Source organism: Phytoactinopolyspora limicola, assembly GCF_011320225.1.
In the GTDB taxonomy this organism is placed as follows: Bacteria; Actinomycetota; Actinomycetes; order Jiangellales; family Jiangellaceae; genus Phytoactinopolyspora; species Phytoactinopolyspora limicola.
In genome coordinates this window covers 92,662-106,287 of the sequence record NZ_JAAOEN010000005.1, presented here as the reverse complement: position 1 = coordinate 106,287, position 13,626 = coordinate 92,662, and the positions used below count along the sequence as shown (strand labels likewise).

12 protein-coding genes are annotated in these 13,626 nt (G+C 66.6%); 3 read left to right on the top strand and 9 right to left on the bottom strand.

Translation table 11 applies throughout. The features are described 5' to 3' along the window. Window positions 1–10: 10 nt before the first annotated feature. Window positions 11–811, bottom strand: a complete 801-nt coding sequence (locus G8760_RS14500; protein ID WP_166352330.1) for an LLM class F420-dependent oxidoreductase — start codon at window positions 809–811, stop codon at window positions 11–13. 174 nt (window positions 812–985) lie between these two features. Between G8760_RS14500 and purB the strand changes: the two genes are divergently transcribed. Then, window positions 986–2,419: an adenylosuccinate lyase gene (gene purB / locus G8760_RS14495; protein WP_166352328.1), complete on the top strand. Its 1,434-nt coding sequence runs from the start codon at window positions 986–988 to the stop codon at window positions 2,417–2,419. An 82-nt stretch (window positions 2,420–2,501) separates the two neighbouring features. Here the strand turns inward: purB and folE are convergent, their stop codons facing one another. From folE to dacB, 7 genes are all read right to left on the bottom strand, one after another. Next, window positions 2,502–3,104, bottom strand: a complete 603-nt coding sequence (gene folE, locus G8760_RS14490) for a GTP cyclohydrolase I FolE (protein ID WP_166352325.1) — start codon at window positions 3,102–3,104, stop codon at window positions 2,502–2,504. A gap of 4 nt (window positions 3,105–3,108) precedes the next feature. Next, window positions 3,109–5,124, bottom strand: a complete 2,016-nt coding sequence (gene ftsH / locus G8760_RS14485; RefSeq protein ID WP_166352322.1) for an ATP-dependent zinc metalloprotease FtsH — start codon at window positions 5,122–5,124, stop codon at window positions 3,109–3,111. 175 nt (window positions 5,125–5,299) lie between these two features. Continuing rightward, window positions 5,300–5,851 carry a hypoxanthine phosphoribosyltransferase gene (hpt, locus tag G8760_RS14480; RefSeq protein ID WP_246222553.1) on the bottom strand — a complete coding sequence of 184 codons (552 nt, stop codon included), beginning with the start codon at window positions 5,849–5,851 and terminating at the stop codon, window positions 5,300–5,302. Between the two features lies 1 nt (window position 5,852). Continuing rightward, on the bottom strand, window positions 5,853–7,019 hold the full coding sequence (locus G8760_RS30275; RefSeq protein ID WP_246222552.1) for a Gfo/Idh/MocA family protein: 1,167 nt from the start codon (window positions 7,017–7,019) through the stop codon (window positions 5,853–5,855). A 29-nt stretch (window positions 7,020–7,048) separates the two neighbouring features. Then, the gene (gene tilS / locus G8760_RS14475; RefSeq protein ID WP_166352317.1) at window positions 7,049–8,038 is read right to left on the bottom strand and encodes a tRNA lysidine(34) synthetase TilS; all 990 of its coding nucleotides are present in this window, start codon (window positions 8,036–8,038) and stop codon (window positions 7,049–7,051) included. A gap of 13 nt (window positions 8,039–8,051) precedes the next feature. Further along, window positions 8,052–9,131 (bottom strand): zinc-dependent metalloprotease, encoded by a 1,080-nt coding sequence (locus G8760_RS14470; protein ID WP_166352314.1) that lies wholly within the window; start codon window positions 9,129–9,131, stop codon window positions 8,052–8,054. Window positions 9,132–9,214: 83 nt separating this feature from the next. Next, window positions 9,215–10,633, bottom strand: a complete 1,419-nt coding sequence (gene dacB, locus G8760_RS14465) for a D-alanyl-D-alanine carboxypeptidase/D-alanyl-D-alanine endopeptidase (protein WP_166352312.1) — start codon at window positions 10,631–10,633, stop codon at window positions 9,215–9,217. Window positions 10,634–10,916: 283 nt separating this feature from the next. On the opposite strand from dacB, the gene G8760_RS14460 reads away from it, so the two are divergent. Next, a complete protein-coding gene (locus G8760_RS14460) occupies window positions 10,917–11,408 on the top strand; it encodes an inorganic diphosphatase (protein ID WP_166352740.1) in 492 nt (163 codons plus the stop codon). A gap of 734 nt (window positions 11,409–12,142) precedes the next feature. Here G8760_RS14460 and G8760_RS14455 read toward each other — a convergent pair. Continuing rightward, on the bottom strand, window positions 12,143–12,604 hold the full coding sequence (locus tag G8760_RS14455) for a DUF2000 family protein (protein WP_166352738.1): 462 nt from the start codon (window positions 12,602–12,604) through the stop codon (window positions 12,143–12,145). A gap of 49 nt (window positions 12,605–12,653) precedes the next feature. Between G8760_RS14455 and G8760_RS14450 the strand changes: the two genes are divergently transcribed. Continuing rightward, window positions 12,654–13,466 (top strand): helix-turn-helix domain-containing protein, encoded by an 813-nt coding sequence (locus G8760_RS14450; protein WP_166352309.1) that lies wholly within the window; start codon window positions 12,654–12,656, stop codon window positions 13,464–13,466. Window positions 13,467–13,626: the final 160 nt, after the last annotated feature.

The window sequence follows — 13,626 nt, the reverse complement described above, 5'->3', positions numbered from 1 at the left end:
CTGCCCCTACTCACCCAGCGGTGGCGGCGTTGTACTGGTCACGCCACGCGACCCACCGTCGGACCGCGCTGAGATCGTAATCCGGACCCGACACACCGAGGGTGAACATCGTGGCGCCGGCCTCCACCAACGGCGCCGCGAACTCACCTGGCGCCGTCGTACCAATCGCGGGCACCGCCACCGACCGCTCGATCCTGGTGCGGTCGCGATCGACGTCGGCGCAATGATCGGCCAGGATCCGGCTCTTGCGGACCAGTGCGTTCACGTCGGAGAAGCTATGCCAGATGTCGGCGTGTTCGGCCACCATACGCAGCGTCTTGCGCTCGCCACCACCGCCGATGAGGATCGGGATGTTCCGTGTGGGCAGCGGGTTGAGTTTGCGCCATCGGGCCCGGATGCGGGGCAAGGCGTCAGCGAGATCGGCCAGCCGCGACCCGGGGGTGCCGAACTCGAATCCGTACTCGTCATAGTCGCGTTGGAACCAGCCAGCTCCGATGCCGAGAATCAGTCGGCCGTCACTCATGTGGTCGACGGTGCGGGCCATGTCCGCCAGCAGATCTGGGTTCCGGTAGCTATTGCAGGTGACCAACGCGCCGATCTCGGCCCGGGACGTGATCTCGGCCCAGGATCCGAGCATCGTCCAACACTCGAAGTGCAGCCCTTCGGCATCACCGCTCAGCGGGAAGAAGTGATCCCAGTTGAAGATCATGTCGACGCCGGTCTCCTCGGCTTCGACGACAGCCATACGGATGCGCTTGTAGTCCGCGTGTTGTGGTTGCATTTGCACGCCGATGCGAATCGGACGGTTCACGTGTCCTCGCCCTCGTGTTGTGAATTTACCTAGTGCCCTGCGGGACGGCCGGACCGATCACGGTTTCGTACGTCGACCCCACCTCGGGGGCTGAGACCGACCATACCCACGCCGCGCCCTCCGGGAATCACCGTCTCCTGCAAGCTGAACGGGGAATACGGAAGAATGGGCGACGTGCCTGAGAAACCCCTCGTACCCGACGTCCTCGCCACTCGCTACGCCTCCCCCGGGCTCACTCGACTCTGGTCTGCCGAGCACAAGATCATCCTTGAACGACGGCTCTGGCTAGCCGTACTCCAGGCGCAGCGCGATCTCGGGGTCGACATCCCGGCTGGTGTCATCGACTCCTACGAGGCGGTGATAGAACAGGTCGACCTGGACAGCATCGCCGCGCGAGAACGTATTACCCGCCACGACGTCAAAGCGCGCATCGAGGAGTTCAACTCCCTCGCCGGGCACGAACATGTCCACAAGGGCATGACCAGCCGCGATCTCACCGAGAACGTTGAACAGTTGCAGATCCGGCAGTCTCTGGAGCTGATCCGCGACCGCACGGTGGCCACCCTGGTGCGCCTGGCTGCCCGGGCCGGTGAACACTCGGGCACCGTGATGGCCGGGCGTAGCCACAATGTGGCGGCCCAAGCCACCACCCTCGGCAAACGGTTCGCCAGCGCCGCCGACGAGCTCCTCATCGCCTACGAACGCCTGACGTCGCTGATCGAGCGCTACCCTCTGCGGGGCATCAAGGGCCCCGTCGGAACCGCCCAAGACATGCTGAACCTGCTCGACGGGGATCCAGCCCGGCTGACCGAACTCGAACGGAGAGTGGCCGCTCATCTGGGTTTCGCCAGAGTGCTCACCAGCGTCGGGCAAGTGTACCCGCGCTCCCTCGACCACGACGTCTTGTCTGCTCTTGTCCAGGCCACCGCCGGACCATCCAGCCTGGCCACCACCATCCGGTTGATGGCCGGGCACGAACTCGCCACCGAAGGGTTTCAGCCGGGCCAGGTCGGCTCCAGTGCCATGCCGCACAAGATGAATACCCGGTCCTGCGAGCGGGTCAACGGGCTGGCCGTCGTCCTCCGCGGTTACGCCTCCATGACCGCCGAACTGGCCGGCGCCCAGTGGAACGAGGGCGACGTGTTCTGCTCCGTCGTGCGTCGGGTGGCACTACCGGACGGATTCTTCGCCGTGGACGGCCTATTCGAGACCTTCCTGACCGTGCTCGACGAGTTCGGTGCGTACCCCGCTGTGATCAGCCGCGAGCTGGACCGCTACCTACCCTTCCTGGCCACCACCGCGGTGTTGATGGCCGCGGTCAAGGCCGGGGTGGGCCGCGAGACCGCACATGAGGTCATCAAGAAACACGCCGTTGAGGTGGCCTTGAACATGCGCGAGCATGGCGCCGACCGCAACGATCTTCTCGACCGCCTCGCTGGCGACCCACGCCTGGGCATCGACGCCGCGGAACTCGACGCGTTGGTCGCCCGTCCGATGGACTTCACCGGAGCGGCGGCCACGCAGGTAGCCACCGTCATCCAGCGAGTGGAGGACGTCGCCGCGGCTCACCCCGAGGCGGCCGCCTACGTCCCAGCACCGATCCTTTAGACGTGGCGTGCCGGGCCTGGCCCTCCTGGACGTGGCGTGCCGGGCCTGGCACTCACCTAGACGTGGCGGGCCGGCCCGGCACTCACCGACCGATGATCAGGCTCATCGCTTCCTGGCGGGTGGCGGGGTTGCGTAGCTGGCCCCGAACCGCACTGGTAACCGTCTTGGACCCTGGCTTCCGGACTCCGCGCATCGTCATGCACAGGTGCTCGGCCTCCACCACGACGATGACACCGGCTGGTTTGAGCAGATCGAGCAACGAGTCTGCCACCTGAGTGGTCAGCCGCTCTTGGACCTGGGGACGTTTCGCGAACACGTCGACTAACCGAGCCAGCTTGGACAGCCCGGTGATGCGTCCGTCCGGGCCGGGGATATATCCCACGTGCGCCAGCCCGTAGAACGGGACCAGGTGGTGCTCGCACATAGACGCCAACTCGATGTCCTTGACCAGGATCATCTCGTCGTGTCCCAGCTCGAACGTGGTGGTCAAGGCATGCGCGGGATCCTGCGCCAGTCCGCGGAACATCTCCTCGTAGGCACGGGCGACCCGGGCCGGGGTATCCAGGAGTCCTTCCCGGTCCGGGTCCTCACCGATGGCGGCCAGCAGCTCACGCACAGCCACCTCGACCCTCGCGTGATCGAAGACCCGGCCCCCGTCGTCCGGACTCCGCGCCGTGTCGCCCACCCGCTCAATCCTTGGTGTGGTTTTCGGTAGCCGCGGTGTGTTCGGCGGAGCCTGATGGCTCGCTCGCGCCGATGGCGGCCGGCTCCTCGTGGTCTGCTTCGGAACCGTTGGTGGAGATCTTCACTGGAACGTCGACCGGCCCGAGTTCGGACGGTTTACGCGTGGGCGAGCCGGTCCAGGCTGGGCGCCGCGAGTGTTTGCGAATCTCGGCGAAGATCTCCGCGACCTCCTCCTTGTTGAGGGTCTCACGCTCCAACAACGCCACGACGAGAGTGTCGAGGATGTCGCGGTTCTCGACCAGGATGTCGTACGCCTCCTGGTGTGCGGTCTCGATGAGCTTACGGACCTCTTCGTCTACCTGACCGGCGATCTCCTCGGAGTAATCACGCTGGTGGCCCATCTCCTTACCCAAGAACGGCTCGGAGCTGTCGGAGCCGAACTTGATGGCGCCCAACCGTTCGGTCATGCCGTACTGGGTGACCATCCTTCTGGCCAGCGTGGACGCCTTGTCGATGTCATTGGCTGCCCCGGTGGTCGGGTCGTGGAACACCAGCTCCTCCGCGGCCCGGCCGCCGAGCATGTACGCGAGCTGATCGAGCATCTCGTTGCGGGTGGTCGAGTACTTGTCCTCGTCCGGCAACACCATGGTGTATCCGAGTGCGCCACCACGGGGCAGGATGGTGACCTTGTGCACGGGGTACGTGTGGTGCAACGCCGCCGCGACCAGCGCATGGCCACCCTCGTGGTAGGCGGTGATGCGTTTCTCTTCGTCCTTCATCAGCCGCGAGCTCTTCTGCGGGCCAGCGACGACCCGGTCGATCGCCTCGTCCATGAACTTGGGCGTGATGACCTTGGAGTCGTTGCGGGCCGCCAACAGGGCTGCCTCGTTGAGGACGTTGGCCAGGTCGGCGCCGCTGAACCCAGGGGTCCGGCGGGCCACCGTCATCAGGTCGACGTCTGGCGCCAAGGGTTTACCCCGGGAATGCACCTCGAGGATCTTGTGCCGACCGTCGAGGTCAGGTGCGCCAACGGCGATCTGCCGGTCGAAGCGACCTGGGCGCAGCAGGGCTGGGTCCAAGATGTCCGGCCGGTTGGTAGCGGCGATCAGGATGACGTTGGTCTTGACGTCGAAGCCGTCCATCTCGACGAGCAGCTGGTTCAACGTCTGCTCACGTTCGTCGTGGCCGCCGCCCATACCCGCACCGCGGTGCCGGCCAACCGCGTCGATCTCGTCGACGAAGACGATGGCCGGGGCGTTCTCCTTGGCCTCCTTGAACAGATCTCGGACCCGGGAGGCGCCGACACCGACGAACATCTCCACGAAATCGGAGCCGGAGATCGAGTAGAACGGTACTCCGGCTTCGCCGGCCACCGCACGGGCCAGCAGCGTTTTTCCCGTTCCCGGCGGGCCGTACAGCAGGACACCCTTGGGGATCTTGGCCCCGACGGCTTGGAACTTGGCCGGCTCCTGCAGGAACTCCTTGATCTCCTGCAACTCCTCGATCGCCTCGTTGGCGCCGGCGACGTCGGCGAACGTGGTTTTGGGTGCGTCTTTGGACGCGAGCTTGGCTTTGTTCTTACCGAACTGCATCATCCGGCCGCCAGCACCCTGCATGCGGCTGATGAAGAAGATGATCAAGGCGACCAGAAGCAGGAGCGGTAGGACCGTTCCAAGCACCGCCATCCACGGGTTCGATTGAGGGATATCGACGTCATAACCCTCGGTGAGTGTCCCGTCGCGGCTCTGATCTCGCAGCTCGCTCTCGAGCTCGAGGGCCTGGCCTTCGACGTAGTACGCCCAGATCTCCTCGTCGTTCTTCAGCGTCAGCTCGATCCGCTGGACGTCGCCACCGGTGATCAGCGCCGAGGCGACGTTGCCGTCCTCGACCTCCTGGACGGCTCGTGCCGTGTCGACGTGCTCCGGACCGTCACCTCTCGACAGGAAACTGTTCAGCATGATCGCCACGAAGACGAACATGATGAACCATATCGCCGGTCGCACAAATCGCTTAGCGTTCATGATGCGGGGCAGGACCCCGTTCCTCCTGCTGAGTCGGGTCCACATCCGGCTGGCACGACGCGCTGACCGACGCGCTCAGCCGAAGGTGTCGGATCTTTACGACGATACCCTGCACGTGCGTACTCCGACCATCCGCACCACCCTGACCATCGGGCGGACCGCCGCGTCAACCAGATCAGGTGTACATGTGTGGCGCCAGTGTGGCCACCACACGCAGGTTCCGGTACCGCTCGGCGAAGTCGAGGCCGTAGCCGACGACGAACGAGTTCGGTATGTCGAAACCGACATACTTGACATCCACGTCCGTCTTGGCCGCCTCCGGTTTACGCAGCACGGTGCAGATCTCCACCGACGCCGGCCCCCTGGAACGCAGGTTGGAGATCAGCCACGACAACGTGAGACCGGTGTCGATGATGTCCTCGACCACGAGCACGTGCCGACCAGTGATGTCGGCGTCTAGATCCTTGATGATCCGGACCACACCGCTGGACCGGGTCCCCGAGCCATACGAGGAGACGTCCATCCAGTCGATCTCGACATGCCGGGACAGATGTCGGGACAGGTCCGCCATCACCATGACCGCGCCCTTGAGGACACCGACGAGCAACAGCTCCCGGCCCTCATAGTCGCGCTCGATCTCGGCGGCCATCTCCGCCAGCCGGCTTTGGATGTCGTCCTCGGTGAGGATGACCTTCTCGATGTCGGCGTCTACATGCTGCGGTTCCACGCTACGAAGCCTGCCATACCCGACCGCGGCTTCCCGCCTCGCCACCGATTTCCACCCCGTATCCAGCCGCCAACGCCGCCGCCACCCCTTGCAACGCACTGGTGTCGTAGGCCGCGCCGGCCGCCGTCGACAGTACGGGTGCCCCCTCGACCACCGACGCGTGGAAGGCGAGCAACTCATGGACGAACCCCGTGCGATGCTCGGCGACGTACCGTTCGGTGATCGGCTCGCCCGCGTCCATCCGCTCGACCACCACTTCGGCCCGATGGTCGCGAAGGTAGGGGCCCGGCATAGACACCCGGATCCGGCCGGCCGATCCGAACACGGCGACTTCCTCCGTGTACTCCGCGTAACCAGGCAGCCAGTTCCACGACAACAACAGCTGCGCCGGGCCGAGCCGGCCGAGCGCTTGGATCTGCGGCGGATCGGCCAGCTGCTCACCGGGGTCGGCCGCCCCAACCTGGGCGTGGCCGAATTGAACCGGCAACTCGCCGAAGATCGCACGAAGCAACGACATCTCGTGACACACCGAACCCTGCAGGACGTCACGATAGATCGACCGGAACGGCTCTCCGAGCGCACCGAGCGCCTCGTCGAGCCGGTCGGACTCGTAGGCCCGCGCCGCCGCCACGGTGCTGGCATCGACGTCGGCGTAGCTGAGTTTCCGCTGGTGAGCGAACTGGCCGTCGTGGTCGGGATGCAACACGGTGACCCGAACCAGACGGACGTCACCGATGCGGTCCAACGCCTGACGGGCACGGGCCAGCACCGGGTAGTACATCTTCATATAGGCGATCTGGAGCACTCGATCCCGCTGCTGGGCAAGCCGGTCCAGTTCGACGCACTCGGCCACCGTGTGGGCGAACGGCTTCTCCGCCAGCACGTGTTTGCCGGCATCCAACGCCCGTCGGGCTAGCTGGGCGTGGGTGCCCGGAGTCAACAGCAACACGGCGTCGACATCTGAGTCGGCCAGGACCGCCGCGACGTCAGTGGAGTGCCGCGGAATCCCCCACTCGGCGGCCACCTGCTCGGCGAGCCGAGGCGAGGCGTCACACGCATGCGTGACAGCAAACCGATCCCGCAGGGTGTGCAGATTGTGCAGGTGCACCGCCTGGGCGATCAAGCCGAGCCCGACCACTGCCACCCGCACCTCGGGCGTGTCAACCATCGATGTCCTCCTGAAGGGTCCAGCCCGGCTCAGCCGGATGGTTCGAAGACGAGCCGGCTCGTTCTGCGGCGGATCCGGATCGCGCCGGGCAGATCGATCCCCTTTTGCCCGCGCCATGCCGTCACCAGCGCGTCAACGGCCTCGATGTGCGCGGCCGTGAGGTCGGTCGGGGGGCACCCGGCATCGATGGCGGCGGCGCGCAGCACCCGCCATCGCACGGCGCGCGGCAACCCAGCCAGCTCACCGACGTCGAGCCCGCCACCGGGACGGGTCACGTCGATGCGGACCTGGTGAGCCAACTCATCCAGTACGTCGGCATCCGCGCGCAACAGCTCACCGGTACGCGCCAACGCGGCTGCGACCCCCGGCCCCAGCTCCTTCTCCAAGATCGGCAGAACCTGGTGCCGGACCCGGGAGCGGGTGAACGCCGGGTCGGCGTTGTGGGGGTCTTCCCAGGGATCGACCTCATCAGGGATGGCCGCGCGGACAACTTCCCGCGCCATCCGCAGCAGCGGCCGTCGGTAGCGGCCATGCCGCGGCGCCATCCCGCCCAGGGAGCGCGCACCGGCACCACGGGCCAGGCCCAACAGGACCGTCTCGGCTTGGTCGTCCATCGTGTGTCCGAGCAACACCCCCATCGCCTGGTGCCGTTCGGCGGCCGCGTCGAGAACGGCATACCGTGCTCCCCGGGCCCGCCCCTCGGGCCCGCCGGGGCCTGGGCCGACCCGGACGTGGATCACCTCCACCGGATCGAGGCCCCAACGGGCGAGCACAGCGCCGACCGTCCGCGCGCGGCCGGCCGAACCTGCCTGGAGCCCGTGATCGACGACAACCCCGCCGGCCACCACTCCGGCCCTGGGTGCCTCCGCGGCCAACGCCGCCGCCAGCGCCAACGAGTCCGCACCACCCGAACAGGCCACCAACACCACCGGCGCGGTCTGGTGGTTGGGCGCGGCCGAGCCCACCTCGGCCAGCACGGCACGCACCGCGCGGCGCACCTCCAGCCGTGGTTCAGCCATACCCGGCCCCCGGCTAGCCGTGGACTCGCTCAATCCACGCCGACGGATCGGCGATCTCGTCCATCGACGGCAAATGCTCAGCGGATACCCACACCTGGTTGAACCCCTCCATGCCAACACGATCGACGACGACGTTGACGAAGGCGGCTCCATCACGGTACTGCCGCATCTTGGCTTCCATACCCAACACTCGTCGCACGGCCCTATCCGCACCGGACGCGCCGCGCCGGCGCCGTTGGAACCGGCGGCGGATAGTCTCGACACTCGGCACGATGTCGGGGCCCACCCGGTCCATCACGACGTCGGCGTGCCCTTCCAGCAGCGACATCAACGCCGTCACCCGCCGCACAACGGCCCTCTGCTCCGGCGACTGCATCAGGTCCAGCAGGTTCAGCTTCTCCCGCTCACCGCGGACCGCCCTCAGCAACGCCTGGACCAACTCGCGCAGATTGGCGGTCAAAGCGCCGCTGTCGACCTGAGTGGCCGCCACGAAGTCTTTGATCTCGTTCTCCAGGTGGTCCCTCAGCCACGGCACCGCCGTGAACTGCACCCGGTGGGTCTCCTCGTGCAGGCACACCCACAACCGGAAATCGTCCGTAGAGACGTCCAACTCCCGCTCCACATGGACGACATTGGGCGCCACCAGCAGCAATCGCCCGAGTTCAGCGTCGGCACCCCGATGGAACGGATCGAACTGGCCGAGCACCCGTCCGGCGATGAACGCCAGGAAGATCCCCGTCTCGACGCCGGTGGCCTTCGGCCCGAGGTAGTCAAACGGGTTGGTGGGCCGCTGCTCACGCGCATGGTGAAGCTTGCGCATGAGCGGCGCCACCACTGTGCGCAGGCTTTCGGTATTGGCGGCGATCCAGCCGCCCCGGTCGACCACCACCACCGGCGCGGACGCCGACGACCCGTCCAAGCCGGTCACCCGGCGGACATGCCCCTCGGCCTCGGCCGCGAACCGACGCAGGTCGGCCACGGCGGACTCCGCCTGGGCGGGGCTCACCGGTGGACCGGAACCGGCCAACCGCCGGCCAGTCCTCGCCGCGAGGTCCCAATCGACGAACTCCGGACCAGCATCGTGTGTGGGCATGTCTTCACGCTACGTCACCTGACGGCCCCGCTACGAGACAAGGGCGTGTTCCGCCTGACCGGGCCTGCCGGGGTGCGCGCACCCTACGGCGAGGAGCGCACGAGCCCGGCCGCGAGCCGATCGAGGGCGGCCCGGGCGGCCAGCGCGTCGCTGGCATCGTCGGCCAGGACCGCGAACGCGTACGCGGGCCCATCGGCGCCTGCCGCGATCCCAGCCAGACTGTGCACCCCGGTGAGTGTTCCGGTTTTCGCGCGCACGTAACCCGCCCCGCCGTCGGCGGCTCGTTCAGCCAGCGTGCCGGTGAACCCGGCCACCGGCAAACCCCCCAGGACCGGCCGCAGATCCGGGCGATCCACGTCCGCCGCGACCTCCAACGCTGCCACCAACGCACCGGCCGTGACAGAGTTTCCCCTGGCCAGACCACTGCCATCCCGGATGTCGACGCCGGCCAGTTCGATGCCGAGGCCAGCGAGGACGTCTTCCGTCGCCGCGGCCGCCTCTGCCGACGAGCCGTCGCGACCGGACCCCAACGCCACGTGCCGATGGAGGTGCTCGGCGGCATCGTTGTCGCTGGTACGCATCACATACTCCACGATCGTCGACAGTGGCGGCGACGACGCGGCCACCAGTTCCGGGGCGTCGTCGGCCGCCGACGCCCGACGAGGGTCGTCGAGAATCTCGATGCCCTCGTCCTCGAGGGCACCGGCGAACACTTGGGCCGCAGCCTGCGCGGGGTCATCCGCACGCTGGCGGAGCCCGGGATCCCTCCGACCACCGTCGACCGACAGCGCGCTGACCGGCGCCACCACACCGTTGGGCACGTACGTGGACCGCCAGTCCGGATCGATCGCGGGTCCGGTGAAGAGGGCATCGTCGAAGCTCAAGCGGACCGCATCGATGCCTTCGGCGGCTAACACCTCGGCCGTGGCGGCGGCTAGCTGATCGAGGCTCGCCGCCCCGGGCACGGTGGCGGCGTCCGCGCTGGAGGCCAACATCGGATCGCCGCCGCCGACCAGGGTGATGTCGGCCGCCTCGGCCGAACCGCCGTCGCCCATCACCACGCCCGTGACGAACTGGTGGTCGGGGCCCAGCACGTCCAGAGCCGCCACCGACGTCAGGATCTTCATGGTGCTCGCCGGGATAAACCCGTCGGAGACGTTCGACTCATAAACCACCTCGCCGGACCCGAGTTCAGCCACGGCGACACCTACGTGGCCCCCCAGCTCGGCGGCGCCGGCCAACACGTCGATGCGGCCGGCGACATCGTCGACCGGGTCACCGTCCGCGCGGGCAGCGGACAGCACTACGTCGGCCGCCGGCCAACCGGGATCGATGCCCGGCAGAGACAACACCCCAGCCACCTTCACGGCCGGTTCCGACGCGAGCAGATCTGGCCCTAGGACACCGGCACCGACCGCGGCGCCGACGGCGACTACACCACCGGCCGCCCACAACAGCCTGCGCCGGGACTTGCGCCGCTTGGACCGATCTCGCCTAGACATCTCGCTCTCTCCACCGACACACCCCAGAAACGGGGACAACTCAGACTAGTGCCCTGGACCGCCACCGACGGCACGCCCTCACCGGCGAAACAGGCCGCGTCACCACTGAGTAAGCCCACCATCACCGCTGAGATAGGCAACCATCACCGCTGCGAGCCGGTGGCTGAGGTCGGGAGGGCCATCGGCAGACGTGACGAATCGAACACGGGTCAATCGGTTCGCGGGCGGCCGAGTAAGCCAGACTGGCATGATGAGCGGTAGCGGCAACCAGGAAGGTGCGGCGGTGGAGTTCGACGTCACCATCGAGATTCCGGCAGGCAGCCGGAACAAGTACGAGGTGGATCACGAGACCGGTCGGATCCGGCTCGACCGCCGATTATTCACGTCGACGCGCTACCCCCATGACTACGGCTTCATCGACAACACCCTTGGGCTGGACGGCGACCCGCTCGACGCCTTGGTCTTCATCGAGGAGCCGACGTTCCCCGGCTGCCTTATTCGCTGCCGAGCCATCGCCATGTTCCGGATGACCGACGAGGCCGGCGGCGACGACAAAGTGTTGTGTGTGCCGGCCGACGACCCCCGCAAGAACCAGTTCACCGACATCAACGACGTCCCGGAATTCGACCGGTTGGAGATCCAGCACTTCTTCGAGGTGTACAAGGATCTCGAGCCGGGCAAGTCGGTTGAGGGCGCTTCATGGGTGGGTCGTGCCGCCGCGGAAGAAGAAATCCGGGCGTCTTTCGAGCGAGCCACAACAAGCTCCCACCACTAGCCACCCGTTGTGCACCTGATCTCCGTTTGTGCGCCTGATCGTTTCCATGGCGACGATCAGATGCACAAGCGGCGGAAACCTCGCTGGTCAACGCGCCACGACAGCACCGAATCACGTCTCACGATGTGAACCGAAGACGATCAGATGCATCAACCGGTCTGTGCGGTCCGTTTGCGCATCTGATCGCCGGTGCGACCGGCGTGAGCGGGGCTGGTTCACCATGCCGTGACGCGGTGCGCGTTTGCCGCCGAGAGCAGTTCCTCCTGACGGCAGGGCCAGCCGAAATGAGGGCCGGCTTCTCGTACGGGGACTACCTGCGTACGTACCACCGAGTCGGTTCGGTCGGGTCGGGGACATCAAACATCGGACTGATCCACAGGCTGTGGGGTTCTAGCAGCCGCAATCAAGGGGCCCGAAGAGCCATCCGGGTGTTGTGCGCGGCGGAGCCGAAAAGAGGCGTGCCCGAAGCTGGCCAGTAGGACAGATGGATGCGTGCTCGCACCTCTCAGTCGGCCGTTCCACGTGAGTCGCAGCCCCGCTCACGCCGGTCGCGCCGGCGATCAGATGCGCAAACGGACCGCACAGACCGGTTGATGCATCTGATCGTCTTCGGTTCACATCGTGAGACGTGATTCGGTGCTGTCGTGGCGCGTTGACCAGCGAGGTTTCCGCCGCTTGTGCATCTGATCGTCGCCATGGAAAAGATCAGGCGCACAAACGGAGATCAGGTGCAGTCAGTGGTGGAGGGTCGCGCCCTTGATGATCTTGTCTACCGAGTTCTTCGGGCCATGGATTGCCATCCCGACCACGTCGAGCTGATCCCGCGCGACGGCCCGGACGGCGGCCCGATTGTCGCGGTCGTTACCGGTCTCGAACAGTTCGCTGGTGAACACGGCAAACCTGAGACCGCGGTCCAACGCTTTCGCGTGCGCCCGGGCCATCACCTCCTTGGCACCGGAGAAGATCATGACCGGCTGCCGGAACATGGGCAGATAGGTTGTACCGTCGGCGTCCTCGTACGGTTCGCCGATCAGCTCCGGATCGGCGCTCGCAAGCCCGCTGACCACGAAGGCGGTCACGTTCAATCGCTGCCACAACTCCAGGTCGTCGCGCAGCAGAACCGCGATCTTAGTGGCGAACCGGACGGGCTCGGCAGCTGGTGAATCGACGGCCGGCTGGGTTTCATTACTGCTCATAGCTCCATGGTTGGTGGCACACCCGCCCAGGGGCTTGTACGTTTTTTGCGTGTACTGCCGCACCGATCCGCCCGCTGCCGGGGTCCATGCCTGGCGGCCGACCATCGACGGCATCACCGAGGTGTTCCACGCTGGCTTCGTCGATCACGCGTACCCGGCACACACACATCTGACATGGACCTTGCTGATCGTGGACGACGGTGCCATCAGCTACGCGCTCGACCGGCATCCGCACGGCGCCCTACGGCCGACGGTGACGTTGCTGCCGCCCCATGTCGTGCACGACGGGCGCACGGTCACCCCGCGGGGATTCCGCAAACGAGTGTTGTATCTGGACTCGTCGGTGCTCGACGACGACCTCATCGGACCCGCGGTCGACGATCCGAGTATCACCGACGCGTTGCTGCGCCGCCGTATCCACCAACTCCATCAGGCGCTGGCGCATCCTGGTGAGGTTCTGGAGGCGGACAGTCGGTTGGCGCTGGTCGCCGACCGACTGGAGCGGCATTTGCGCCGGCAACGCCCCGCCGCCGAGCCGCCTCGGCCAGGGTTGGCCGAGGATCTGCGTGAGTTGCTGGACACCCACATCGGCTCCGGGTTGTCATTGCGGCAGGCGGCGGAGCGGTTGCATGCACATCCCACCCACCTCGTCCGGACGTTCTCGGCTCGCTTCGGGTTGCCGCCACACGTCTATCTGATCGGCCGCCGAGTGGAGCTGGCCCGTGGGCTGCTGCTAACGGGTATACGCCCCACCGACGTGGCCATCCGGGCCGGCTTCTACGACCAAGCTCATCTCACTAGGCACTTCAAGAGATATGTCGGCACCACCCCCGCGCACTACGCCGCGTCACGACGGGTGTAGCCCGGTCGCGCTTCTGCGACACGGCTGCTGGTGGCACGACGTCGCTGGCCACGCGGAATCATTGCCTATGCCTGTATCACGCGTAGACTTGGCCTTAGGGAGGCTGGCTCAATAGGTCAACGGTCACGACCTCAGGTCGACGATCACGACCTCCAGGTGA

Coding starts and splice junctions, on each gene's coding strand:
- ftsH (WP_166352322.1), bottom strand. CDS start 5,124: ATGAACGCTAAGCGATTTGTGCGACCGGCGATATGGTTCATCATGTTC.
- G8760_RS30275 (WP_246222552.1), bottom strand. CDS start 7,019: ATGGTTGACACGCCCGAGGTGCGGGTGGCAGTGGTCGGGCTCGGCTTG.
- tilS (WP_166352317.1), bottom strand. CDS start 8,038: ATGGCTGAACCACGGCTGGAGGTGCGCCGCGCGGTGCGTGCCGTGCTG.
- G8760_RS14470 (WP_166352314.1), bottom strand. CDS start 9,131: ATGCCCACACACGATGCTGGTCCGGAGTTCGTCGATTGGGACCTCGCG.
- dacB (WP_166352312.1), bottom strand. CDS start 10,633: ATGTCTAGGCGAGATCGGTCCAAGCGGCGCAAGTCCCGGCGCAGGCTG.
- G8760_RS14455 (WP_166352738.1), bottom strand. CDS start 12,604: ATGAGCAGTAATGAAACCCAGCCGGCCGTCGATTCACCAGCTGCCGAG.